This window comes from Sanguibacter sp. 25GB23B1 (genome assembly GCF_040012415.1).
Taxonomy (GTDB): Bacteria; Actinomycetota; Actinomycetes; order Actinomycetales; family Cellulomonadaceae; genus Sanguibacter.
In genome coordinates this window covers 1-24,103 of sequence record NZ_JBDYKL010000041.1, presented here as the reverse complement: position 1 = coordinate 24,103, position 24,103 = coordinate 1, and the positions used below count along the sequence as shown (strand labels likewise).

Genomic DNA, 24,103 nt, shown 5'->3' with positions numbered 1-24,103 from the left:
GTCAGTTCTCCTTTGCGGACGACGCGCCGGCGGGGGTCGCGGCCGAGAGGCCCGATGCCGTGCGTGCGCCCGAGGTCATGAGGTCGAGGAAACGGTCGAAGAGGTACGCGGCGTCGTGCGGGCCGGCGGCAGCCTCTGGGTGGTACTGGACGGAGAACGCCGGGATGTCGAGGCACTCGAGCCCCTCGACGACGTCGTCGTTGAGCCCGATGTGGGACACGACGACGCGCCCGTACCGCTCGGGGTCGTGCGGGGCGAGGGTCTCGGCACCGATGGGCGCGTCGACCGCGAAGCCGTGGTTGTGCGACGTGATCTCGACCCGCCGGGTCGCGACGTCCATGACCGGCTGGTTGATGCCGCGGTGGCCGAACGCGAGCTTGTACGTGCCGAAGCCGAGCGCACGCCCGAGGATCTGGTTGCCGAAGCAGATGCCGAAGTACGGCACCCCGCGGTCGAGGACCGCGCGCAGGAGCTCGACCTCGTGCGTCGCGGCGCCCGGGTCGCCGGGGCCGTTGGAGAAGAACACACCGTCGGGCGCCAGCGCGAGGATGTTCTCGATCGTCGAGGACGACGGCACGACGTGCACGCGGATCCCTCGCTCGGCGAGGCGCTGCGGGGTCATCGACTTGATGCCGAGGTCCACGGCGACGACGGTCTTGAGCGGCGCCTGCCCGGCGAAGTCACCGAGCGGCTCGATCACGTACGCGGCGTCGGTGCTCACCTCGCCCGCGAGGTCCGCGCCGGCCATCGAGGGCGCTGAGCGCACCTGCGCCACGAGGTCCTCGATCGACCGCGGGTACCCGTTCACGAGCAGGTCGTCACCGGAGACGATGGACCCACGCATGACACCGCGGTCGCGCAGGTGACGCGTCAGGGCACGCGTGTCGATGTCGGAGATCCCGACGACGCCCTGGTGCACGAGCTCGTCCTGGAGCGACCCCTCGGAGCGCCAGTTCGACGGCCGACGGGCAGGGTCGCGCACGACGAAGCCCGTCACCCAGATCTTCGCCGACTCGGGGTCCGCGAGGTTCACACCGGTGTTCCCGATGTGCGGGGCCGTCATGACGACGATCTGCCGGTGGTACGACGGGTCGGTGAGCGTCTCCTGGTACCCGGTCATGCCGGTGTTGAAGACGATCTCGCCCGTGGTGGTCCCGGTTGCACCGTAGGCACGACCCGGGAACGTGCGCCCGTCCTCGAGGACGAGGAGGGCCGCGTCGGAGACGACCTCTCCGGACGGCTTGGTCGCGTGCAGCTGCGTGCTCACTGGGGCTCCTTCGGGTCGTTCTGCGAGTCAGGGGAATCGGAGGCACCGTGCAGGGTGGATGCACCGGCCGCGCTCGCGGCCACGGCGTCGACGGCCGCGACGAGGAGGGCACGGTCGGCCTTGTGCTGGGTGCGGATGCCGGTGTCGAGGGGGGCCGGGCTGCCGTCGGGCGCGGTCGCGGACCACTCGATGACGACGATGCCCTCACCGCCGACGTACTTCCCGGCCATGCCGGGCGTCCGGCGCACACCACGGAGGGAGGCTGCGGGGACGAACACGTCCGTGGCGCCGCGCCGCTCGATGCGCACACCGGCGTCGAAGACCTGGACCGTCGCGGCGGAGCGCACACCGAGGTCGCGTGCGGCGACCCGGCCGAGCCAGTCCCCCGCCGTCGTGCTCGAGACGTACGTCCCGACGATCGGTTCCGTCCGTGCCCCACCGAGCTCGGCGGGCGCCTGCGGCAGGGTGCCCACGACGCTCGCTCCGCGGGCGCGCGCGCTGCGCCACCCACGCCACATGACGAGGAGGATCGCCAGACCGAGCACGATCCACAGGCCGACGGCCACGGGGAAGGGCATGTTCATCGGGCACCGCCCGCCGAGGCCGGCTCGACCGGTGCACCGTCGAGGACGGTGGCACGGCCACGCAGGAACGTCGCCATGACCTGACCCGGCAGCTCGTACCCGCCGAAGGGCGAGTTCGCGCTCGCGGTCGCTTGTTCGGCGGGGCGCACGACGCGGCGCACGGCCGGGTCGACGAGGACGACGTTCGCCGGCTCTCCGACCGCGAGGGGTCGTCCCTGTGGGCGGGGGCCGTCGGTGATGCGGCCGATCTGTGCGGGGGCCGTCGACAGGACCCGGGCGACGTCTGCCCAGGTCATGCGGCCGGTGTCGACCATCGTCTGCTGCACGACGCTCAGCGCCGTCTCGAGGCCCGTCATGCCGAACGCGGCGGCGGCCCACTCGCAGTCCTTGTCCTCGCGGGTGTGCGGGGCGTGGTCGGTCGCGACGATGTCGATGGTGCCGTCGGCGAGGCCCTCTCGGACGGCTTCGACGTCGGCGGCGGTGCGCAACGGCGGGTTGACCTTGAACAGCGGGTCGTAGTCGCGCGCGAGCTCGTCGGTGAGGCCGAGGTGGTGGGGGGTCACCTCGGCGGTGACGCGGATGCCGCGCGACTTCGCCCACCGGATGAGGGCGACCGACCCGGCGGTCGACAGGTGGCACACGTGGAGCCGGGAGCCGACGTGCTCGGCGAGGAGGACGTCGCGGGCGATGATCGCCTCCTCGGCGACCGCGGGCCACCCGGCGAGGCCGATCTCTGCGGAGACGACCCCCTCGTTCATCTGGGCGCCCTCGGTGAGGCGGGGCTCCTGGGAGTGCTGGGCGATGACGCCGTCGAACGCCTTGACGTACTCGAGCGCGCGGCGCATGAGGATGGGGTCGGCGACGCACTTGCCGTCGTCCGAGAAGACACGCACCTGCGCAGCCGAGTGGGCCATGGCGCCGAGCTCGGCGAGGTGGGTGCCCTCGAGTCCGACGCTCACGGCGCCGACCGGGTGGACGTCCGTCCACCCGGCGTCGGTGCCCAGGCGCCAGACCTGCTCGACGACACCCGCGGTGTCCTGCACCGGGGTGGTGTTCGCCATCGCGTGCACGGCGGTGAAGCCACCGACGGCGGCGGCACGGGTGCCGGACCGGATGGTCTCCGCGTCCTCGCGACCGGGCTCGCGCAGGTGCGTGTGGAGGTCCACGAGCCCGGGGAGGGCGACGAGGTGCCCTGCCTCGACGACGACCGTGCCGTCGGCGGGGACAGCCGTCCCGGACGGCACGATCTCGGCGATGATCCCGTCCGCGAGGAGCAGGTCGACGCGATCGCCGCCGAGGGGCGCGACGTCGCGCAGGAGGTAGGTCGTCGGTGCGTGCGCCGGGACCGGTGCGCTGGCGTGGGTCATCGTTCTGCCCTCTCGTGGGAGCTGTTCTGGGAGACGTCCCCTGCGAGCAGGAGGTAGAGCACGGCCATCCGGACGGCGACCCCGTTGGCCACCTGCTCCACGATGACCGCACGGGGCGAGTCGGCGGCCTCGGCCGAGATCTCGAGCCCGCGGTTCATCGGGCCCGGGTGCATGACGATCGCGTGCTCGGGGAGCAGCCGCAGCCGCTCGGCGTCGAGGCCGTAGTTGCGCGTGTACTCGAGCGGGCTGGGGAAGAACCCGCCACCCGACGAGCTCATGCGCTCACGCTGCACCCGGAGCATCATCACGGCGTCCGGCTGGACGTCGGCGAGCACCTCGTCGAGATGGAAGGACACGTCGCACGGCCACGCCTCGACACCGACCGGCACGAGCGTGGGCGGCGCGACGAGCGTCACGTGCGCACCGAGGGTGTGCAGGAGCTGGACGTTGGAGCGCGCGACCCGGGAGTGCAGGACGTCACCGACCACAGCCACCCGCAGGCCCGCCAGGTCGAGCCCCGTGCCCGCGCTCGGCCCCGGCCCACCCGGCTCGCGCCCCACACGCGGCATGAGGTGCCGACGCATCGTGTACGCGTCGAGCAGCGCCTGCGTAGGGTGCTGGTGCATCCCGTCCCCCGCGTTGATCACCGCGGCCTCGACCCAGCCTGCGTTCGCCAGCGTGTGCGGCGCACCCGACGCCTGATGGCGGATGACGACCGCGTCCGCCCCCATCGCCTGCAGCGTGAGCGCCGTGTCCTTGAGCGACTCCCCCTTCGAGACGCTCGACCCCTTCGCCGAGAAGTTGATGACGTCCGCCGACAACCGCTTGGCCGCAGTCTCGAACGAGATGCGCGTCCGCGTGGAGTCCTCGAAGAAGAGGTTCACGACCGTCCGGCCCCTCAGGGTCGGCAGCTTCTTGATCTCCCGCGACTGCGTCGCAGCCATCTGCGCCGCCGTGTCGAGGATGCGGATCGCGTCCTCGCGTGACAGGTCCTTCGTCGTCAGGAGGTGCTTCACCGGTCCCCCTCCGCGCGCTCGCGGTCGGTCGGTGCAGGGTGCTGGCCGATGAGGACGGCATCCTCGCCGTCGATCTCCGCGAGGCGGACACTCACCCGCTCGCTGAGCGACGTGGGAAGGTTCTTGCCGACGTAGTCAGGGCGGATCGGCAGCTCTCGGTGACCGCGGTCCACGAGCGCGGCGAGCTGGACGGCGCGGGGGCGGCCGATGTCGCTCAACGCGTCGAGGGCCGCGCGGATGGTGCGTCCGGAGAACAGGACGTCGTCCACGAGGACGACGACCTTGTCGTCGATCCCACCGTCAGGCAGGTCGGTGCTCCCGATCGCCCGCGGCGGCTGGCGGTGCAGGTCGTCTCGGTGCATCGTCACGTCGAGCGTCCCGACGAGCGCACCCACGTCGAGGCCAGGCTCGACGTCGGCGAGCCGGTGAGCGAGGCGCTGCGCGAGCGGGACGCCGCGGGTGGGTATCCCCAGGAGGATCACGTCGGACCCGCCCTTGTTGCGCTCGAGGATCTCGTGCGCGATGCGTGTCAGCGCCCGGGAGATCTCCGTCGCCCCGAGGACCTCGGTCGACTCGGGGGGAAGGGACACGCTGGAGGTGTCGGACAAGCTGTGGTCGTGCGAAGGCGTGCCGGGGCCAGAAGTCATCTGGCGACCTCCTTCTCCGCCTCTCAGGACGGCTCTTAAAGGATGTCTTGCAGGATGCAGCGATCGTACCGTGTCGCTCCCCAGGAGACCGTCGGGTGACCGCGTCGTGGACGCCCCGCCGCCGCGTCAGGCGGTCGCGAGGATCTGGTCCCGGACCACGCGACGCAAGACCTTGCCTATCTGCGACCGCGGAAGATCCTCGAGCACCACGAGCTGACGCGGCAGCGCATAGCGCGCCAGGTGCTGCTCGCACCAGGACCGCACCGCCTCGAGGTCGAGCGTGCGCGTCCCCTCCGCGAGGACGACCGCCGCCACGACCTTCTCCCCCATGTCACCGCTCGGAACACCGACGACCGCGACGTCCTCGACACCCGGCATCTGGCGCAACCACTCCTCCACCTGCGACGGGAAGACCTTGAAGCCTCCCGTGATGATCATCTCCTTGATACGGTCCACCACCGTGGCATAACCGTCCTCGTCCACGACCACGACGTCACCCGTGCGCACCCACGTCCGACCGTCCGCCTCGAGCAGGCACTCCGCGCTCTCCTCCGGACGCTGCCAGTACCCGGAGAACACCTGTGGACCGCTCACCTGCAGCTCACCGCGACCACCAGCCGCGACCACCGTCGACGGGTCGTCCTGATCCGTCACCCGGATCCACGTCGACGGGAACGGGACCCCCAGGCTCCCCGGACGACGAGCGTCCGACACCGGGTTGCCCAGCGCGACCGGCGACGTCTCCGTCATGCCGTACCCCTCGATCGCGAGACCACCCGTCACCTCTTCCCACGCCGCCGCCGTCCGCGCAGACAACGGCATCGCACCACAGATCGCATACCGGAACGACGACAGGTCCGCACCGGACTCCTTCGCCGCCGCCGCCAGACGGTCGAGCATCGGCGGCACCGCAGGCAAGAACGTCCCCGGCCGCCGCCTCTGCGCCGCGAGAACCGACTCCACGTCGAACTTCGGGAACAGCACCAGGGTCGCCGCGATCCGCACCGTATAGGACAAGCACAGCGTCAGACCGAACGCGTGGAAGAACGGGAGCACCCCGTACACGACCTCCCCCGGTTCACCCGCCGCCGCCGCACGCGCGGCCCCCGTCCACTCAGCCCCCTGCACCGCGTTCGCCACGAGGTTGCGGTGCGAGAGCATCGCACCCTTCGGCGTCCCGGTCGTCCCACCCGTGTACTGCAGCAGCGCCAGGTCCTCCCCCGACGGCGACGGATGATCCACCGACAGCACCGACGCAGCCCCCACCAACGACTCCCACCGCAGCACCCCCGCAGGCACCGACGCCCGCATCGCCGACCGCAACGACCTCGCCTTCGGGATCGGCAGACCCAGCGCCAGACGCTTCAGACGCGGCAGGTCACGCGTCAGGTCCACCGCCACGACAGCCCGCACCGCCGTCCGGTCCTGCACCCTCGCCACCGCACCAGCCGTCTGCTCCCAGCACACCGCCACGACAGCCCCCGAGTCCGCCAGCTGGTGCGCCAGCTCAGACTCGGTGTACAACGGGTTGTGCTCCACGACCACAGCGCCGATCCGCAGGACGGCATAGAACACCACCACGTGCGCCGCACAGTTCGGGAGCGCCACAGCCACCCGGTCCCCCGGGACAACACCCAGCCCCACCAACGCAGACGCCGCCCGCCGCACCTCCTCGGCCAGCTCCGCATACGTCGTCGTCCGACCCATGAAGTCCAACGCCACACGCTCCGGGTGCGCCACCGCAGCACGCTCCAGCGCAGCCGTCAACGGTTCGTCCGGCACCACCACGTCAGCCGCGACATCCGGCGCATAGGAAGCCAACCACGGTCGCTGCTCATCGGTCGAGATCACCCTCGAACACTAACCTACGCACCCGTAAGTTACTACCCGTACGACCATCGCCCACCCCACCACTCAAGATCACCCACCGACTGCCGATAAAGGACTCATGTACGCCTCCACAGCGATATGGACCGTCATGGCGCAATGCGTCGCCGCCGGTCTCGTAGCCGGCCTTTGCGTCCTCCATACCGTCTGGCGCACCGACGAACAACGACCACGAGCACGATGGACCCTCCTGTGGTCCATCGCCCTCACCATCGTCTTCCTCACCGACGCGCTCGCAGCCGCGACCCCCGCCGGCACGATCCACCACATCCTCACCGTCGTCGCCACCACCGCGCTCGCAGCAGCACTCCTGCTCGCGCTCCCCGTGGCGCAGTCCTTCGCCGACGGGCGACCGTACCGCTGGTACCTCGTCACGGCCAGCGCCTTCTTCCTCGGCCACATCGTGCTCCTCGCCGCCGGCATCGTCACGCCCCGCAGCGAACCACGCACCGACGCCTACCAGGTCGCCCTCAACACCGCGACGCTGCTCGTCCCCGCAGCGATCGTCGGCGTCTACCTCGTCCTGACGATCCTCAACAGCCCACGCAAGAGGACCCGCAACGCCCTCCTCGCGGCCGGCGCCCTCGCGGTCACCCTCCTCGTCCTCTCGTTCGTCCTCCCCGACCCGGCCGTCCGCTCCGCGCTGACCAGCGCGTGGCTCATCCCGCTCATCGTCTCCCTCGAGACGCTCGCGCTGCGCCGCATCCGCCACGGTCAGCTCAACGTCGAGCTCCAGGGCACGATGCGCGACGCGCAGGCACGCATCAGCAACCTCGCGTGGTACGTCAAGGACCCCCACGCGCTCCTGCGCCGAGCCGAGGACGAGGCCCGCACGATCCTCGACGACCCGACGGTGCGCGGCAGCATCCGCACCCTCTCTCGCGGTCGCTTCGTCACAGAGCTCGCCCCGGCACGGAGCATCGCCGACCCCACCGAGCGCAAGTTCCTCCTCGCCCTCGCGAACATCGTCTCCTCCGCGGCCGAACGCCACGCCCTCGCAGACCGGCTCAGCCGCGCTGCCTTCACCGACGGTCTCACCGGGCTGCCGAACCGCAACGCCCTCGAGGACCACCTCATCAACGCGCTCGAGCGCGCCAACGTCGAGCGCACACGGGTGGGACTCTTCTACGCCGACCTCGACGGCTTCAAGCGTGCGAACGACCAGTACGGTCACGCGTGGGGAGACCACCTGCTCGTGCTAGCCGCCTCCCACCTGCGCAAGACCGTCGGCAGCGACGTCTTCGTCGCGCGCATCGGAGGCGACGAGTTCGTCGTCGTGGTCGAGCGGGCGATCTCCGAGGAGACCCTCGTCGCCCTCGCGCAACGCATCAGGGACGAGTTCCAGGCCGCGACGACCACCCGATCCATCCCTCGGATCAGCGTCGGCGTGACCAGCTGGGACCCCGGGACGCCGATCGAGCCCGACGCCCTGCTGCGCTGCGCCGACACGGCGATGCTCGAGGCGAAGCGCAAGAAGTCGGGGGTCGTGTTCTTCGACCACAAGCTCGAGTCCCGAGTCGCCGCCGAGGCACGACTGCGCCGCGAGATCGACGTCGCCGTCGACCAGGAGCACTTCTGCGTGCACTTCCAGCCCATCGTCGACACGACGACGCTCCACGTGCTGGGGCTCGAGGCTCTCGCCCGCTGGGAGCACGACGGGAAGCTGCGGGCGCCGGCCGACTGGATCGACTATGCCGAGGACTCCGGCCTCATCGTCAACATCGGCAACATGACGTTCCGCCAGGCGTTCGACGCGACCGAGCGGTTCGAGCTGCCCGTCGCCGTGAACATCAGCGCACGCCAGCTCGCGGAGCCGTCGTTCCTCGTCGACCTCACGGACGCCTGGGGCGAGCGGCCCTGGGAGCGCCTGACGATCGAGATCACCGAGAGCGCCCTCCTCCACGACTCGCTGCAGACCGCGAGCATCCTCGCCCAGCTCCGGGAGCGGGGTGCCAAGATCGCTCTCGACGACTTCGGTACCGGGTACAACTCGCTCGCCCGACTCGCGTCGCTGCCGATCGACATCCTCAAGATCGACCAGTCGTTCGTCCGCGACATCGGGAGCGTCGCCGGACGCGCCGTGCTCCAGGCGATCGTCACGCTGGCGACCGCGCACGGCCTCGAGATCGTCGCCGAAGGCGTCGAGCGCGTCGACGAGCTGCACGCGCTCGTCGAGCTGGGTGTGACGCAGGCGCAGGGCAACATGCTCGGCCGGCCGGCCGCGCACCTACCGGTGCGCTGAGCGCCTTCGCCGCCAGGCCGTCGCGGGTATGACGAAGGGCCAGACCGAGTCGGTCTGGCCCTTCGTCATACTCGCGGACCACTGTGCGATCGTGCGCTCAGGCGAGGATGGTCGGCTTCAGCTCGACGATCCGGCCGAGCATGCCGTTGACGAACGACGGTGAGTCGTCCGTCGACAACGACCGTGAGAGCTCGACGGCCTCGTCGATCGCGACCGCGTCGGGGACCTCGTCGTTGAAGAGGATCTCCCACGTGCCGATCCTCAGCAGGGCGCGGTCCACAGCAGGCATCCGCTCGAGCGTCCACCCGTGGGAGTAGGTCTCGAGCAGCTCGTCGATGCGGTTGATGTTGTCGAGGACGCCCTCGACGATCTCGACGGCGTACTGCGGCAGCGAGGACTCGGTCCCCGGCTCGACGATCCGGTCTGCGAGGAGCGTCTCGGCGTCGATGTGACGCTGTTCTGCCTCGAAGAGGACGTCGAGGGCGCGCTTGCGCGCCTTGGTGCGAGCTCCCACGTCAGTCGTTCACTCGGCCGAGGTAGCTCGAGTCGCGGGTGTCGACCTTGACCTTCGTCCCCTGCTCGAGGAAGAGCGGGACCTGGATCTCGTGGCCGGTCTCGAGGGTGGCGGGCTTGGTGCCACCGGTCGAGCGGTCACCCTGCAGGCCGGGCTCCGTGTACGTGATCTCGAGGACGACCGACGCGGGAAGCTCGATGTAGAGCACCGTGCCGTCGTTCGTCGCGACGACGACGTTCTGGTTCTCGAGCAGGAAGTTCGCGGCGTCCCCGACGGTGACCTCGGGGATGTTGATCTGGTCGTACGTGGACGAGTCCATGAAGACGTAGTCCGTGCCGTCCTTGTACAGGTACTGCATGTCGCTCTTGTCGACTGTCGCAGTCTCGATCTTCAGGCCCGCGTTGAAGGTGCGGTCCACGATCTTGCCGGAGGTGACGTTCTTCATCTTGGTGCGGACGAACGCGCCACCCTTGCCGGGCTTGACGTGCTGGAACTCGGTGACGGTCCAGAGCTGACCATCGATCCGGAGCACTGTGCCGTTCTTGATGTCGTTGGTGGTAGCCACGTTCGATCTTCCTGTCGAGTTTGCAAGGTTCAGTCGGCTCACCGGCTGGTCGCGACGAGGGTGGGCGACGAGCGCGCACCAGCGGGGCCGTACGAGAGCGGAGACCAGTCTAACCCGCCAGCCACGCTCCCCCGGTCTGGTGGGTCAGGCCCACCAGCCCAGCGCCGCGCGGCCGAGGAGCCCGAGGCCGGCGGACCAGACGAGCGACGCGAGGGTGCCGATGACGAACCGCTCGGACGCTTCGGGGTTCTCCCGCAGCTCGGGGTAGCGGCCGAGGCCCTTGATGGCGACGACGAGGGCCACACCCGTCCCGTCTCCGACGAGGACGAGCCCGGTGACGGCGAAGCGCTCGAGGAAGCCGATCCACGTCCCGCCGCGCAGCGCAGCGACCGCGCGTGGGCTCGTCGGACCGACAGGCGGCTCGGGCGGCACGCCTGGCGCGGTCTCGGGATCGGGTGTCGGTGTCTCGGCCGCCACGCTGCGCGCTGCGAGCGTGAGGACCCCCCGTGTCACGTACCAACCACCGCCGACGCTGAGGAGCAGCGCCACCGTCGCCACCACGAAGACCATGCCTGGATTCACACGTCCGCCTCTCGTAGCAGGCGCGCGGCCAGCGGCCACGCTGCCTGTTCCTCGGCCCAGAGTGTTGAGCGCACCCGCTGGCTCACTGCTTGTTCGCTGATGCCGAGGGTACGGGCAATCTCCTTCTGCGTGGGGCCGGACCCCGGGCTCGATGGCGCGGGGCGCAGGAGGTCCACCACCTGCCAGCCGAGCGAGGTCCTGCGCTCGACCACGGCGCCCAGGAGTCGGAGGATGGCCTCGACCTCGGCCGCTCGTGCAGCGTCAGGCCCTTCGACCGCGACGGGGACGGCGGTCGTTCGGCTCTTGGCGCGGTCGACGGCGGCACGCGCGTGGATGAAGGCCGGGCCTGCGGCTTCACGGCTGTGCGCCGGCAACGGGAGCCGGACTCCCCCGATGCCGAGACCCGTCCGCCATCCCCCCGCACGGACGACGTCGAGCACGACGGCGAGGGTGGAGGCCGCGTCGTCGAGGACGCCCTGGACCTCGTCGCCCACCGTGCGCTCGAACGGGAGGACCAAGCCGGGCAGACGGGGTGTGTGGATGCGTAGGCGGTCGAGCAGCTGCGGGACGAGATCACCGCGGCTGGTGCTCTTCTGCTGGTCGATCGTCAGGACGAACATACATCAAGACTAGAGCCTTGTTGTGCACAGATCAAGGCTTGTGGCTTGTTGTTGATCGATCCATGTAGTCCGGGCTGGCGTTTTGGCGTGGAAGCGACAGACCGCGCTTGGCACACTATTTCTACCGGGTGTGTCGTAGTCGATCATCCTGACGGAAGCCGATCAGGGCTAGCGGGGGTCGTGCACCTCGACCACGACGCCGGGCACCGACAACGCCGTGATCCGGGAGACGACTTCAGCCCTGACGACAGGAGCCAGCGCGGGGAGCCCGATCCAGACCTCCCCTTCCCGAACCTGCCCGCCCGTGATCGAGAACTCGGCAGCGATCCGCTCGTACACCTCGCGCGCAGGCCCGGTGCGCTCCCCCTCGAGGTCGCTCGTCGAGGCAGCGTCCCGCACCCGGTGGTCGGCGACCGTCACCCCGAGGTGCCGCTCGACCGCGGCATCGAGCATCGCAGCCCCCTCCACGGCGTCGCCGCGGGTGACGGCGACGAGCGATGCGTCGTCGTCGACGAGGGTGGTGACGACGACTGTCGCGGTCTCGCGCAGCGCAGGGTCTGTGACGAGCGCTGCCCACGTCTCGGGATCGCTGTCCCACGACCCGGCCATCGTCAGCTCGGCGTCACCGGCGACGTAGACGACGTCCACCTCGAGGGTGGCGTTCGTGGACTCGTCGAACGTGAAGGTCCGGAGCTCCTCGAGGATCTCGACGACCTCCGGAGCGCCCAGGAGCTCCTCGAGCCTCACCGTCGCATAGACCTCACCCTGAAACGGCCACGGGCTCATCCCGTTGACGTCCGCCGACTCGACTCCCTCGACGTCGTCGACCCAGGCCTGGTACTCGAGCGCTGCCGGGTCACCCGCGTTGACGGGTCCGCAGGCCGTGAACACGAGGGTGGCGGCCGCTGTGGTAGCGAGCATCAGGAGTGTGCGTCCAGCCCGTCGCTCAGTCCGTGCAGCGCCAGCCCTCACGCCACGAGCGCGCGGAGCGCGAGGTGGTACGACTCGAAGCCGAAACCTGCGATGGTCCCGGTGGCTACTCCCCCGACGACGGAGGTGTGGCGGAACTCCTCGCGCGCGTACGGGTTGGAGATGTGCACCTCGACGAGGCGGAGCCCGCTCTTCGTCACCTGGGCAACGGCGTCACGGAGGGCGTAGGAGTAGTGCGTGAACGCGGCCGGGTTGAGGACCACGTCGCTGCGGGTGTCCACGGCTTCGTGGATCCAACCGACCATCTGCGCCTCGTCGTCCGTCTGGCGGACGTCGACGTCGAGGCCGAGCTCGCTCCCCCACCGGGCACCGGCCGCGACGAGATCCGCGTAGGACAGGGCGCCGTAGACGTCCGGCTCGCGGACACCGAGCCGGCCGAGGTTGGGTCCGTTGAGGACGAGCACACGAGTCATGCGGCGAGCCTAGCTGTTGTGGGTCAGGACACCCACGTCCCGTCCGGGTGGTCTACAGGAGGACGGCGCGGCTGGTCGGGGCCTCGGCGCTGATCTCGGCGTACGCCGCCGCGAGGAGCGTCGGGTCGGGGCCTTCGAGGCGCGCGGGCTTGCCGACCCCCTCGAGCACGACGAAGCGCAGGAGGTCGCCGCGGGACTTCTTGTCACGGCGCATGACCGCGAGGAGCTGCTCCCAGCGGTCTCCGCGGTAGGTGAGCGGGAGGCCGACGGACGCGAGGATCGACCGGTGGCGGTCAACCACCTCGTCGTCCAGACGGCCAGCGAGCCGCGCGAGCTCGGCGGCGAAGACCATGCCGACCGAGACCGCCGCGCCGTGGCGCCACGCGAAGCGCTCGACCTGCTCGATCGCGTGCGCGAGCGTGTGCCCGTAGTTGAGGATCTCGCGCAACGAGGCTTCCTTGAGGTCCTCGCTGACGACGCGGCCCTTGACGGCGACGCTGCGCTCGACGAGCTCGCGCACGACGCCCCAGAGGTGCTCGTCGGCGGTCGGCCAGGCCGTGAGGGCCTCCGCGTTCGCCTCCACGAGGTCGAGGATGACGGGGTCGGCGATGAACCCGGTCTTGATGATCTCGGCGAGGCCGGCGACGAAGTCCCAGCGCGGGAGGGTCTCGAGCGCGACGAGGTCGCACAGGACCCCGCTCGGGCTGTAGAAGGCCCCGACGAGGTTCTTGCCCTCGGCGGTGTTGATGCCGGTCTTGCCTCCGACCGCTGCGTCGACCATCGCGAGCAGCGTCGTCGGGATGTGGACGACCTTGATGCCGCGCAGCCATGTCGCTGCGACGAAGCCCGCGACGTCGGTGGTCGCGCCGCCGCCGATCGAGACGATCGCGTCGCTGCGCGTGAAGTCGGACTGCCCCAGGATCTGCCAGCAGAACGCCACGACGTCGACCGACTTCGCGCCCTCGGCGTCCGGGATGACCGCGAGGAGCGCCTCGTAGCCCTGGGCGAGGAGGTCCTCGCGCACGGCGGTCGCAGACGCCTCGAGCGCCTCGGTGTGGACGATGAGCACCTTGCGCACCCCGGTGCCGAGGAGGCCGGGGAGCTCTCCGAGGAGCTGGCGTCCGATGACGACGTCGTAGGTGCGCTCGGCGGTGACCCGCACGACGGAGGGTGTGTCGGTCATGCGTCGTCCTTCGTCGTGTCTGTCGTCGTCGCGGGTGCGAGGACGTGGAGGATCTCCAGGGCGACCTGTGCCGGTGTCTTGCCGTCCGTCTGGACGCGGACGCTCGCGACGCGCTCGTACACGGGCCGGCGGGCCTCCATGAGGCTCTGCCACTTCGCCCGTGGGTTGCCGAGCAGGAGCGGCCGCGACTGGTTGAAGCCGACGCGCGAGGCGACGTGCGCGAGGGTCACGTCGAGGAAGACGACGGTACCTCCTGCGGCGGTGTAGGCACCCAGCGCGGCCTCGGTCAGGGGGTCGAGGACCGCGCCTCCACCGAGGGCGAGCACGCCGTGGTGGACGGCCAGCGCGGTGGTGACCGCCTCGCGCTCGAGCGTGCGGAAGTGCGGCTCGCCGTCGTCGACGAAGATGTCGGAGATGGGTTTGCCGGCGGTCGTCTCGACGTCGGCGTCGGTGTCCCGCCAGTCGATCCCGAGACGGTCGGCCACTGCGCGGCCCGTCGTGGACTTCCCCGACCCGGGGGGCCCGACCAGGACGACCCGCGGCCCCTGGGGCGCCGCTGCGCGATCGCTCACCGCAGCAGCTCGGGGATCGACTCGAGGTACGCCTGCGCGTTGCGGCGAACCTCCTCGACAGAGTCGCCGCCGAACTTCTCGAGGACGACGTCCATGATGGTCAGCGCGACCATCGCCTCGGCGACGACGGCGGCCGGCGGGACCGCGCACACGTCGGAGCGCTGGTGCTGAGCCTTGGCAACCTCGCCGGTGGAGACGTCGACCGTCGCGAGCGCCTTGGGGACGGTCGAGATGGGCTTCATCGCGGCACGCACCCGGACGACCTCGCCGTTCGTCATGCCGCCCTCGATACCGCCCGCACGGTTGCTCAGGCGGCGGATGCGGCCATCCTCGTCGCGCTCGATCTCGTCGTGCGCCTGGGAGCCGCGGCGGGCAGCGGTGCGGAAGCCGTCGCCGACCTCGACGCCCTTGATCGCCTGGATCCCCATGAGCGCCGCAGCGAGCTTGGCGTCGAGCCGACGGTCACCGTGCACGTAGCTGCCAAGACCGGACGGGAGGCCGTAGACGAGGACCTCGACCACTCCCCCGAGCGTGTCCGCGTCCTTGTGGCACAGGTCGATCTCCTCGACCATGAGCTCGGAGGTCGCCTTGTCGAAGCAGCGCACCGGGTCCGCGTCGAGGTAGGCGGTGTCGTCGGGCGTCGGCACAGCGGCGTCGTCCGGCGCGAAGACCGGGCCGATGCTCGTCACGTGCGACACGAGGCGGACACCGAGCGCCTGCTCGAGGAACTTCGCGGCGACCGTGCCGAGAGCGACACGCGTCGCCGTCTCGCGGGCCGAGGCACGCTCGAGCACAGGGCGGGCGTCGTCGAACGCGTACTTACGCATACCGACGAGGTCCGCGTGCCCCGGACGAGGGCGCGTGAGGGGGGCGTTGCGCGCCCGGTTGAGCAGAGCCGGGTCGACCGGGTCGGACGCCATGACGTCCACCCACTTGGGCCACTCCGTGTTCCCGATCTCGATCGCCATCGGACCACCCTGGCTGACACCGTGGCGCAAGCCCGCGAGGATCCGCACCTCGTCCTGCTCGAACTTCATCCGCGCACCACGGCCATAGCCGAGGCGCCGGCGAGCAAGAGCGGCCTGGATGTCCGAGGTCACCACCTCGACACCGGCGGGAACACCCTCGATGATCCCCACGAGAGCGGGGCCGTGCGACTCACCTGACGTCAACCAACGAAGCATGCTGTCATCTTCCCATGTCCGCCAGACGACGATGCCGGGTGCCCGCAGTGCGGGCGCCCGGCGTCGTCGAGGTGGGGCCTGTCAGCAAGACCCGATCATGGAGACCTCCGTCACGGGGTCAGGATCAACGGGTTCTTCTCCGGAGCGGGCACCGGCAGCGGCGTCTCGGCAGCAGGATCGTCGGTCGACGGCGCGGCGTTCGGGTCAAGCACCACGTACATCTGCCCGTTGATGACGAGGTTGAGGTCGCCGGCCGCTGTCGGCGGCAACCCACCGGAGCCCTCGCCCTCCTTCAGGCCGGTTCCGGAGAGACCAGTGACGAGGAAGAGTCGGGTATTGACCGTCTGGAGGTCCGACACGAACGCGAGCACGTTCTGGTACGTGCCTACGACCTCGATGTCCGCGGGAATCTGGTAGAAGCCGGTGAAGAGGTTGCTCGGTGCGGCCGGAGCCGCGGCATCCTCGCCCTCAGCAGCCTCGGTCCCGGCCGGTGCTGCTGCCGGTTCGGCACCGGCCACGACGATCTCGCTCGACGCGTTGACCGTGAGGGACGCGATCGTCACGCTGTGCGCGGCGGCAATGGTCGCCAGCTCGCTCTGGAACTCGCCGTGGTTCGGCGTGACCGGAATCTGCTGCCGCAACGAGGCGAGGGTCGCCTTGTAGGAGTCGAGCTCGGCGAACTGCTTCGCCAGACCGTCGATCCGAACCTGCTCTAGCGCGTTGCGTTCGTCCTGGGACTCCGCGGTCTCGGAGGTCTCAAGGGCGGTCGCACGCACAGGCGAGATGAGGAGGAACCAGGCCGCGACGAGGATGAGGATCGCGAGGACGGCGGTGCCGGCGATCCAGGTGCTTGCTTTGGTCGATCCCATGTCATTCCCCTTCCAGGAATCGGTGGGTGAGCGCCGAGACGTCGATCTGGATCGTCGAGGTGACCGAGTAGTACACGGTCCCCTCCTCGTCGGTGATCGAGGCGCTCTGAAGCGTAGGGTCCATGAACCCGGGGATCGAGTCCAGCGCTGCGAGCCACGCCGATGCGTCCGGGATCGTCAACGACCGGGCCGAGAAGACGATGGATCCGAGGCCAGCGTCGCTCAGGGGGTCACCGGCCATGAGAGCTGGAGAGAGCGGTGAGCCCTGGGTGACGGCGAACGAGTCGATGCTCACCCCGGCAGGGAGGACAGCGGCGATCGCACTGACGTATGGCGTCCAGGCGACCTCCGTGGACAGTCCGAATGTGCGTGCGAGTGTGACGTCCTCGATAGCAGAGAGGACGACCGGGACCTCGGCGTACTTGGCCTTCTCCCGCGCGAGACCCGCTGCATCGTCCTGCGCCTGCGCGAGGTGATCGTTCGCGGCCTGGTCCGTCAGGTGCGCCCAGCCGTAGCCGAGCCCGGCGACGACCACTGCCAGAACGAGCGACAGGGCGAGCCAGCGCTTGATGCGCTGGAGGCCGCGTCCTGCCCGGACCTCCGGGGGCAGAAGGTCGACCTGGGGTCGCTCGGGAGCGCCCAGGTTCCCGCCACTGCTCCGCGGCTTGGGCGAGGCCTTCGCGAGTACCGATGTCATGCTGCAACTCCATGTGCGAGTCCGATGGGAAGCGCCATGCGGGACTCGTGGCCGACGAAGCGGTCACGGCCACCGATGCCCTTGGCGACCTGCAGGCCACCGACGGGGTCGCCGAGCGTCACGCTCAGGCGGCTGGCGCTGGCGAGGAACTGACCGAGTCCGGGCAGGTGCGCGCCGCCACCTGTGAGAGCAACGACGTCGATCGGCGTCCCGCCCTGCGAACCGGTGAAGAACGAGAAGGTGTTGCGTACTGCTTCGACGAGGTTCTGGGACACGTGCGCGAGTGCCTCCGCACCGTCAGCGTGCTCAGGCTTGGACGTCATGCCGACTCCGAGCTCGCGTTTGAGCGTCTCGGCGTCCGAGTTCGAGATCCCGAGTGCGCGAGCGACAGCATCGGTCGCATCCTGTCCACCCGACGGGAGGGCACGCACGAACCGAGGGACTCCGTTCGCGACGATGACGACGTTCGTGATCCGCGCACCGATGTCGACGAGCGCGGCAGTCTGTCGGCCGAGCGGCCCACGTGTCATGCCGCGCAGGAGCGCGAACGCGTTGAGATCGACCATGACCGGGTGGAGCCCGGCCGCCTCGACCGCGAGGACGTTGGCCGCGACGGTGTCGCGGGCGGCGGCCACGAGCAGGCCGTCGAGTGTGCGGCCCGCGTCTCCGTCGTACTCGTCCGTCGGGTAGAAGTCGAGGAGCGCGTCGTCGGTCGACATCGGCAGCATGTCCTGCACCTGGTAAGGCAAGGAGGCTCGAAGCTGGGGCATCGGCATCCAGGGGAGGGAGAGCTCACGCACGGCCACGCGCTGGTTGCCGATACCGAGGATGACGTCCTTCGTCCGGAACTTCCCCTTCGCCCACAGCTCCTTGAGAGCGGACGAGACCGCGCCCTGATCGGCGACCTCACCGTCACGGATCGCGCCCAACGGGAGGAGAACCTCGTCATAGGCGACCAGCGTGCCGCCGGACTTGCCGGAACCGAAGTCGATCTCGGCGGCTCGGACGGCTGTCGTGCCGATGTCGAGCCCTACAGGTCGATGCTTGGCCACACTGGTCCCCTCTCGGCGGAATGCTCGTTCGGTGGTTTATCGGCACCGCGCGCCATCCCTTTAACGTTGCCGAGGGTGGATTATCTGGCGAAGCTCACATGAGGCCGAGGTAGGCCGACCAGAGCGCCTCGCCGCAGCCGATACCCAGTGCGGTACCGACGATCATCCAGGGGCCGAAAGGAATACCGCTCTTCCGGTCAGCCCGACGCAGGACGAGGAGAACGATGGAGAACACACCACCGAGCAGGAATGCACCGAACGCGCCGACGACGAGCGCCCCCCAGCCGACCCAACCGAGCGCCATGCCGAGAACTCCGGCGAGCTTGACGTCGCCGAATCCCATCCCGCCGGGATACATGGCCATCGCGACGAAGTAGAAGGCGTAGAGCCCTGCTCCCCCGATACCCGCGCGGAGGAGCGAGCCCCAGTCCTCGCCGACCCACGCTGCGAGCATCAGCAGCACAGGAAGCACGACGTAGGCGGGCAGGACGATGGCGTCCGGGAGGCGACGGACATCGATGTCGATGAGGAGGAGGGCGACGCAGATCGCTGCTAGGTAGAGGAACGCCGGCAGGGACCCGGTGAGGTCGAACCGAAGCGCCACACCAACGAAGAGCGCGGCGGTACCTGCCTCGACGAGCGGGTACCGCAGCGAGATCGGTTCCGCGCAGCCGCGGCAGCGACCTCGGAGCAGCACCCAGGACAAGACCGGGATGTTGTCCCGTGCTGAGATCGCCTGCCCGCACCCCGGGCATGCGCTGGGTGGACGGACGACCGATTCACCGCGAGGGACGCGCCAGATCACGACATTGAGGAAGGAGCCGACGAGAAGCCCGAGCAACGCGACTGCACCGAGGGCGGCCCACCACAGCGTCGGGTCGCTCTCTCGCACGGCTAGTTGACCAGCTCTCGATAGTCGTCGAGTGATGCAGTCTGGGCGGTGGGCGGCGCGTTCCACTTCTGAGCGGGTTCGCCCGTGCACTCCGCGACGATGATCGTAGACCAGTTGCCCCACTTCGGACCGATCGAGGCGCAACGGCCGTAGCTGTCGACGAGCGTCCAGCTCGTGGCGTAGGTCCCCGTGTCCGCGTTGCGTGTCCACGCGAAGTCCGTCCCCGAACAGCTGCTGCTCAAGGTGACGTAGGCAGGGGTGGCTGCGGTGCTCGCGGTCCGAGAGGTCTTCAGGCAGTACTTCTGCGAGCTGTTCTTGTTCTGCAGGACGTAGATGTTCTGGGGACCGCGAGAGCCCTTCTTGTCCATCGGTTCGTTGTAGAACCACATGTGGTTCCAGGCGAGGTTGCCACCCCCTGAGCTCGGGTCTTGCTTGCACGGATAGACGATCATGAACTCCTTGCCGACCTGCTCATCAGTGACATCGAAGCAGCGTCCGAACTCGAGGAAGTTGACGATCTGGTTCGTCGCCGCGGACGCCTTGGCAGCGCCGACCCTGGCGTCCGGGTCGAATGAGGACCACGCTGCGTTGCTCCCGCACGCGCCGACCATGAGCTTGCGCCCGAGAGGGTCGGCGTTGGTCGACGCGCCCGTGCCGAGGCAGAAGCTCGAATAGTTCGTGTTCCCAGCGTTCTGGACCTTGAACTGTGCGCCACCGTGCCAGGAGAAGAGCTGGTTGCTCGCACCGGTGCACGGCTGGAGAGTGGCGTTGACCGAGCCGCTGGAAGGGCGACCCGTGATGCAGAGCGGAGTTGCTCCGGCGAGATCGGTCACCGCGAGGTGGATCCCGTAGTCGTCCTTCCAGCTCCACAGACGTCGGGGGTCGTCGGTGCGGCACTGCTCCGCGGAGACGTAGGTGATCGTCGAGCCGGCCGCCTGGCCGTCAGCCTGGAGGCATGCGCCGACACCGTACGAGTAGATCGCTCCACCCTCGATGTTGTTGTTGATGACCTGGAACGTGTAGATGGTCTCGAGCGCGCGGTCTCCCGCCGTGCTCGCGAGGCCGGGAACTCCTGAGTCGAGCCCTTCCGAAGAGATGACGGCGAAGCCCGGAGCGATCGTGAGGCCCGTCGCTCCACACGGGATCACGTTAGCGGCGCGCCATGCGGCGCTCTGGCCCTTGGGGTCCTCGTCGAAATAGGTGACCTGGACCTTGTACGAGTAGTCGCTCGACACGCCGTTCACCGCGCCCTGTACGGTGCACGGCAGCTTGCGCGGGTCGCCGAGGACCTGGTGGCTGATGGCGTCGACCGACGTCGCTGAACGCATCTGGCTGAGCGCCGCGTCGATCCCGGCTTCAGCAGCCACGATGGTCCGGCTGTTCTTCGCCGCGAACATCGTCGGCTGCACCTGGGCGACGACCACCCCGAGCATGAGGACGCTGAGCGCCCCGAGGACCATGATGAGCAGGACTGCCGTCATGAGGGCCATGCCCTCCTCGTCGTCGGTGCGCTTCGTCTCGTCCAACCGGAGTGCTCTCACGGGCGTCCCGTTCCTGATTGCTGGCACACGGGCGTATCGCTCGCGCCATTGTTGTCGATATCGGCATTCGTCGTTGTCGAGGTGTCTGTGTTCCGTGCCACGAACTGGGAGTCGAGCTGCGCGCCCTTCCGGGCGTCGGGACCACCGGCACCGGGCCCCACGTCGAGGAAGACTCGCAGCTGTTGGCTCGCATTGATCGAACCGGCTGGCGTGAACTCGAAGGGCTTCTGTGTCGCCAGGTCGTTGCGAACCCGGTTGGCGAGGGTGGACCACGCGGACGGGGACGCACCTGACGTGACGTTCGCCCAGGTCCGGCGCTCGATCGTCCCCGTGGCTGGGACGTAGCGCCACTGCGTGCACATCGGCTGCTTGCCGGCCTCGACCGCGCTCACGAGGTACTCCACGTAGTATGCGCCGCTCGAGCCGGTGCCCGGCCGGTTGATCGCCGAGGCGTAGCGGACCTCTCTGTCAAGACGCTGGAAGACTCGCCGCACCTCGTCGCCGGCGTCCGCAACGGCTTGTGCTCGTGCCGTGTTCTTCGTCATGACCACGATCCCGGCCATGAACACGGCGATGACGACCGTGAAGATCCCCATCGCGACGATGAGCTCGACGAGAGTCATGCCCGTATCGTCGCGCTCCTGGTCCCGGCGAGTACGTCGAAGGCGCATCATCGTCGCACCGGGACAGTGACGGTGGCCGCGGGTGTCGCGAAGGTCTGCGCACCGAACGTCATCGTGACCGTGTAGGAGAAGGTGCACTCAGCGTTTCTGTCTCCGCCGGACCACCGAGGCTTCGTGAACTGGAAAGCACCGGCGGTCGTGTCGGACCCGACGGCCACTGCAGCGTTCTGAGAGACCGACGCTCCCCACCCCAGTGAGCAGACCGGTACACCAGTCACTGCATAGGTGACCCCCGAAGCGCTCGCGCTCGGGACGTTGCCACTGACAACGTTGATCGTCTGAGCAGAGTTCGACGAGATTTGGGAACTGAGCTCATAGGGGTTCGCAACCGGGGTGACTCGGATCGTCGCGGTCTTCGTCGCTGAGCGACCACCTGCGGCGTCCTCGATCTGGAACGTCAGCGTGTAGAACCCGACAGTGTTGGCCACGGGCCGGTAGGTCACCGAGGTCGTGCCGCTGCCCGCGAGCTGCCCGATACCCGCAGTCGTCCCGGGCGCCTGACTCACGTTCGCCCCCGACATGACGTGGACCTTGTAGGTGGTCGGAACGCCGGCTGCCTCCTGGATCTTCAGACGCGTCGCTCCTGGACTCAGAGTGGCGGGGACGTCGACCACGACGTCTGCTGCCGGGAGCACCGGTGCGGTCACGGACACCGAGACGGTCGCCTCTGTGCTCTCCTGCGCAACGGCGTCCGTCACGATGTACGTGAAGGTCGCGGTGCCCGTCGGGGCGGAGGCGCTCGCAACGAAACGGATGTCGCTACCGATGACGGTCGCCGTGCCGTAGGAGCCGTTCGGCGGTGCCGTGATCTTCGGGACGATTCCAGTTCCGATGTCGTTTGCGGCCACCGGGATCGTCACCGCCGCGCCCTTCGCGACGGTGGCCGTGTCGTTGGTCGCCCTCGGCAGGATCATGAGGCTGACGATCGCCTCGTTGGAGTTGCGTCCCTGGGCGTCACGCAGCTTGTACGTGAACTCGACCGGGCCTGAGTAGTTCGTGGGCGGGGTGTAGTTGATCGCGCCCATCTTGGTGCCGCTCGTGATCACCGCGGCGGCTCCGTACGGAGGCGCGGTGAGGATCGTCGTCGGGTTGCTCGTCACGGTCGTGATGACGTCGTTGGCGAGAACCTCGATCATCGAGATGGCACCGCCTGCGGTGTAGGTAGCCGCATCGTCGTACGCGACGGGCTTCGTGGAGAGGTTCCAGCTCGCGTCGGCAGTCGGGTCGATGAGCGCGCTGAGCCGGTACGTGCACGTGCCTGAGTCGCACTGGTCCGACGTACCGGCGTCCCACGTCACGACGACAGTGGTGCGGTACATGAGCACGCCACCACCGAGGTTCGTCGCTGTGCAGGACTGGTTGCCGGCACTCGCCGCCGCGGGTCGGTAGCAGGTGCCCACGAGCGTCACGACGTCGAAGTCCATTCCGGACACCGTTGTCTGACGGACCTGCTTGAGTGCGTCGTTCGTGTGGCCTGCCTGCGGGGTCACAAGATCCCAGGCGGCATTGGTCTGTGCCGTGTCCTGAGGGTCAGCTGCCGCCCAGATGGCATCGACGTCAGCCTTCGACCGTCCGATGAGGAGGCCGCTCGTGGCTGCGGCGGAGGCAGGCCGCGGGTCTATGGACCGCGCGAGCTCCATGCCTTGCGTCGCGACCGTCGATGCGGCCTGCGTGCGCTGGAGGTGGGAGGTGTTCTGCGCTCCGCGCACGAAGAAGAGAAGAGCCCCGGCGGCAACGATGCCGATGAGGAAGAGGGCGACGACGACCTCGATGAGGGAGAAGCCGTCATCGTGCGCTCGGGCGCTCGCGCCACCTGGGGTGACGTCGACGCCCCGTGAAGCTGGACTCACCGGTGGCTCCTCAACATAGGTCTGAAGAAACTGCCTGTGGGGGGAAGGTGCTCCGCACCCACCCCCCACAGACGCTACTCACGAGCTGATGTCACGTGCAGTCGACGACGCCCTTGGCCTGGAGTCCGCCGGAGCCGCTCTTGTAGACCCAAGCCTGGGTCGCCTTGCCGCCGTCCGCTGAGCCCACGAGGCAGTAGCTCTCGCCGCTCACGGTGCCGGTGACTGTATTTCCGGTGCTGATCTTGACCGTAGTGGCAGTTCCCGTTGCTGGCGTGAGGGTCGTGGTGCCGGAGGCACCGGTAACGGCCGGGTATGCCTGAGCATCTGTATAGGCCGTTTCCATCTCGTTCGCCACGGTGCGCAGATCGGACTTGATCGCCGAGTCGACGGCCTTCTTGCGCTGGTTCATGAACACCGGGATCGCGATCGCGGCGAGGATACCGATGATGATGATGACGACGAGGAGCTCGATGAGCGTGAAGCCCTTGTCCTTCTCGTTCATGGACTTGTGGATGCGAGCAATCATGATGACCTCTGTCTCAGATCGAAGGGAGATGGACGAGCGCGAATCAGACGCAGGTGGTCACGGACTTCGGCTGGAGACCGCCCGCAGCACTCTTGTAGACCCAAGCCTGCGTCGCCTTGCCGGAAGCCGCGGACCCAACGAGGCAGTACGCCTCGCCCGAGACCGTTCCCGTCACGCTGTTGCCAGTCGAGAGCTGCACGGTAACGGCGGGTGAAGCGCCGGTGAGTGTGGCTACGGAGCCGGTGGTCGTGACACCCACGTACGCCTGAGCGTCGGTGTAGTACGTTTCCATCTCGTTCGCCACGGTGCGCAGATCGGACTTGATCGCCGAGTCGACGGCCTTCTTGCGCTGGTTCATGA

25 protein-coding genes are annotated in these 24,103 nt (G+C 68.9%); 1 reads left to right on the top strand and 24 read right to left on the bottom strand.

What is annotated here, in order from left to right; all coding sequences use genetic code 11:
• Nucleotide 1: 1 nt before the first annotated feature.
• The 6 genes from carA to ABKW26_RS17805 form a co-directional block, all read right to left on the bottom strand.
• The gene (gene carA, locus ABKW26_RS17830; protein ID WP_348595408.1) at nucleotides 2-1,267 is read right to left on the bottom strand and encodes a glutamine-hydrolyzing carbamoyl-phosphate synthase small subunit; all 1,266 of its coding nucleotides are present in this window, start codon (nucleotides 1,265-1,267) and stop codon (nucleotides 2-4) included.
• Entirely contained in the window at nucleotides 1,264-1,851 is a 588-nt protein-coding gene (locus ABKW26_RS17825) for a hypothetical protein (protein WP_348595407.1), read from the bottom strand. The genes carA and ABKW26_RS17825 overlap by 4 nt, the downstream gene beginning before the upstream one ends.
• Nucleotides 1,848-3,218, bottom strand: coding sequence for a dihydroorotase (locus ABKW26_RS17820; protein WP_348595406.1), 1,371 nt, complete (start codon nucleotides 3,216-3,218; stop codon nucleotides 1,848-1,850). The genes ABKW26_RS17825 and ABKW26_RS17820 overlap by 4 nt, the downstream gene beginning before the upstream one ends.
• Complete coding sequence (locus tag ABKW26_RS17815; protein ID WP_348595404.1) at nucleotides 3,215-4,234, bottom strand: aspartate carbamoyltransferase catalytic subunit; 1,020 nt, start codon at nucleotides 4,232-4,234, stop codon at nucleotides 3,215-3,217. The genes ABKW26_RS17820 and ABKW26_RS17815 overlap by 4 nt, the downstream gene beginning before the upstream one ends.
• On the bottom strand, nucleotides 4,231-4,824 hold the full coding sequence (gene pyrR / locus ABKW26_RS17810; RefSeq protein WP_348595403.1) for a bifunctional pyr operon transcriptional regulator/uracil phosphoribosyltransferase PyrR: 594 nt from the start codon (nucleotides 4,822-4,824) through the stop codon (nucleotides 4,231-4,233). The genes ABKW26_RS17815 and pyrR overlap by 4 nt, the downstream gene beginning before the upstream one ends.
• Before the next feature lie 183 nt (nucleotides 4,825-5,007).
• Entirely contained in the window at nucleotides 5,008-6,732 is a 1,725-nt protein-coding gene (locus ABKW26_RS17805; protein WP_348595401.1) for an AMP-binding protein, read from the bottom strand.
• A 97-nt stretch (nucleotides 6,733-6,829) separates the two neighbouring features.
• On the opposite strand from ABKW26_RS17805, the gene ABKW26_RS17800 reads away from it, so the two are divergent.
• On the top strand, nucleotides 6,830-9,010 hold the full coding sequence (locus tag ABKW26_RS17800; protein WP_348595399.1) for an EAL domain-containing protein: 2,181 nt from the start codon (nucleotides 6,830-6,832) through the stop codon (nucleotides 9,008-9,010).
• A 97-nt stretch (nucleotides 9,011-9,107) separates the two neighbouring features.
• Here ABKW26_RS17800 and nusB read toward each other — a convergent pair whose 3' ends face one another.
• The 18 genes from nusB to ABKW26_RS17710 form a co-directional block, all read right to left on the bottom strand.
• Nucleotides 9,108-9,524, bottom strand: coding sequence for a transcription antitermination factor NusB (gene nusB, locus ABKW26_RS17795; protein WP_348595398.1), 417 nt, complete (start codon nucleotides 9,522-9,524; stop codon nucleotides 9,108-9,110).
• A 1-nt stretch (nucleotide 9,525) separates the two neighbouring features.
• Nucleotides 9,526-10,089, bottom strand: a complete 564-nt coding sequence (gene efp / locus ABKW26_RS17790; protein ID WP_348595397.1) for an elongation factor P — start codon at nucleotides 10,087-10,089, stop codon at nucleotides 9,526-9,528.
• Nucleotides 10,090-10,233: 144 nt separating this feature from the next.
• Nucleotides 10,234-10,659: a hypothetical protein gene (locus ABKW26_RS17785; protein WP_348595396.1), complete on the bottom strand. Its 426-nt coding sequence runs from the start codon at nucleotides 10,657-10,659 to the stop codon at nucleotides 10,234-10,236.
• A gap of 8 nt (nucleotides 10,660-10,667) precedes the next feature.
• On the bottom strand, nucleotides 10,668-11,291 hold the full coding sequence (locus ABKW26_RS17780; RefSeq protein ID WP_348595395.1) for a hypothetical protein: 624 nt from the start codon (nucleotides 11,289-11,291) through the stop codon (nucleotides 10,668-10,670).
• 168 nt (nucleotides 11,292-11,459) lie between these two features.
• Nucleotides 11,460-12,212 carry a hypothetical protein gene (locus tag ABKW26_RS17775; RefSeq protein WP_348595394.1) on the bottom strand — a complete coding sequence of 251 codons (753 nt, stop codon included), beginning with the start codon at nucleotides 12,210-12,212 and terminating at the stop codon, nucleotides 11,460-11,462.
• Between the two features lie 47 nt (nucleotides 12,213-12,259).
• Nucleotides 12,260-12,694, bottom strand: coding sequence for a type II 3-dehydroquinate dehydratase (gene aroQ / locus ABKW26_RS17770; protein WP_348595393.1), 435 nt, complete (start codon nucleotides 12,692-12,694; stop codon nucleotides 12,260-12,262).
• Between the two features lie 52 nt (nucleotides 12,695-12,746).
• The gene (gene aroB, locus ABKW26_RS17765; protein ID WP_348595392.1) at nucleotides 12,747-13,877 is read right to left on the bottom strand and encodes a 3-dehydroquinate synthase; all 1,131 of its coding nucleotides are present in this window, start codon (nucleotides 13,875-13,877) and stop codon (nucleotides 12,747-12,749) included.
• Entirely contained in the window at nucleotides 13,874-14,449 is a 576-nt protein-coding gene (locus ABKW26_RS17760; protein ID WP_348595390.1) for a shikimate kinase, read from the bottom strand. Before ABKW26_RS17760 ends, aroB begins: the two co-directional genes overlap by 4 nt.
• A complete protein-coding gene (gene aroC / locus ABKW26_RS17755; protein WP_348595389.1) occupies nucleotides 14,446-15,633 on the bottom strand; it encodes a chorismate synthase in 1,188 nt (395 codons plus the stop codon). Before aroC ends, ABKW26_RS17760 begins: the two co-directional genes overlap by 4 nt.
• A 110-nt stretch (nucleotides 15,634-15,743) precedes the next feature.
• The gene (locus ABKW26_RS17750) at nucleotides 15,744-16,502 is read right to left on the bottom strand and encodes a hypothetical protein (RefSeq protein ID WP_348595388.1); all 759 of its coding nucleotides are present in this window, start codon (nucleotides 16,500-16,502) and stop codon (nucleotides 15,744-15,746) included.
• Between the two features lies 1 nt (nucleotide 16,503).
• Nucleotides 16,504-17,199, bottom strand: coding sequence for a fimbrial assembly protein (locus ABKW26_RS17745; RefSeq protein WP_348595387.1), 696 nt, complete (start codon nucleotides 17,197-17,199; stop codon nucleotides 16,504-16,506).
• Nucleotides 17,196-18,251 carry a type IV pilus assembly protein PilM gene (gene pilM, locus ABKW26_RS17740; protein ID WP_348595386.1) on the bottom strand — a complete coding sequence of 352 codons (1,056 nt, stop codon included), beginning with the start codon at nucleotides 18,249-18,251 and terminating at the stop codon, nucleotides 17,196-17,198. The genes ABKW26_RS17745 and pilM overlap by 4 nt, the downstream gene beginning before the upstream one ends.
• A gap of 94 nt (nucleotides 18,252-18,345) precedes the next feature.
• On the bottom strand, nucleotides 18,346-19,143 hold the full coding sequence (locus ABKW26_RS17735) for a prepilin peptidase (protein WP_348595385.1): 798 nt from the start codon (nucleotides 19,141-19,143) through the stop codon (nucleotides 18,346-18,348).
• Between the two features lie 2 nt (nucleotides 19,144-19,145).
• Nucleotides 19,146-20,669, bottom strand: a complete 1,524-nt coding sequence (locus tag ABKW26_RS17730; RefSeq protein ID WP_348595384.1) for an RICIN domain-containing protein — start codon at nucleotides 20,667-20,669, stop codon at nucleotides 19,146-19,148.
• An 11-nt stretch (nucleotides 20,670-20,680) separates the two neighbouring features.
• A complete protein-coding gene (locus ABKW26_RS17725; RefSeq protein WP_348595433.1) occupies nucleotides 20,681-21,355 on the bottom strand; it encodes a type II secretion system protein in 675 nt (224 codons plus the stop codon).
• On the bottom strand, nucleotides 21,355-23,217 hold the full coding sequence (locus ABKW26_RS17720) for an Ig-like domain-containing protein (protein WP_348595383.1): 1,863 nt from the start codon (nucleotides 23,215-23,217) through the stop codon (nucleotides 21,355-21,357). Before ABKW26_RS17720 ends, ABKW26_RS17725 begins: the two co-directional genes overlap by 1 nt.
• A gap of 91 nt (nucleotides 23,218-23,308) precedes the next feature.
• Entirely contained in the window at nucleotides 23,309-23,743 is a 435-nt protein-coding gene (locus ABKW26_RS17715; RefSeq protein ID WP_348595381.1) for a prepilin-type N-terminal cleavage/methylation domain-containing protein, read from the bottom strand.
• Nucleotides 23,744-23,786: 43 nt separating this feature from the next.
• A partial coding sequence (locus ABKW26_RS17710) for a hypothetical protein (RefSeq protein ID WP_348595380.1) occupies nucleotides 23,787-24,103 on the bottom strand: 317 nt, incomplete at its 5' end.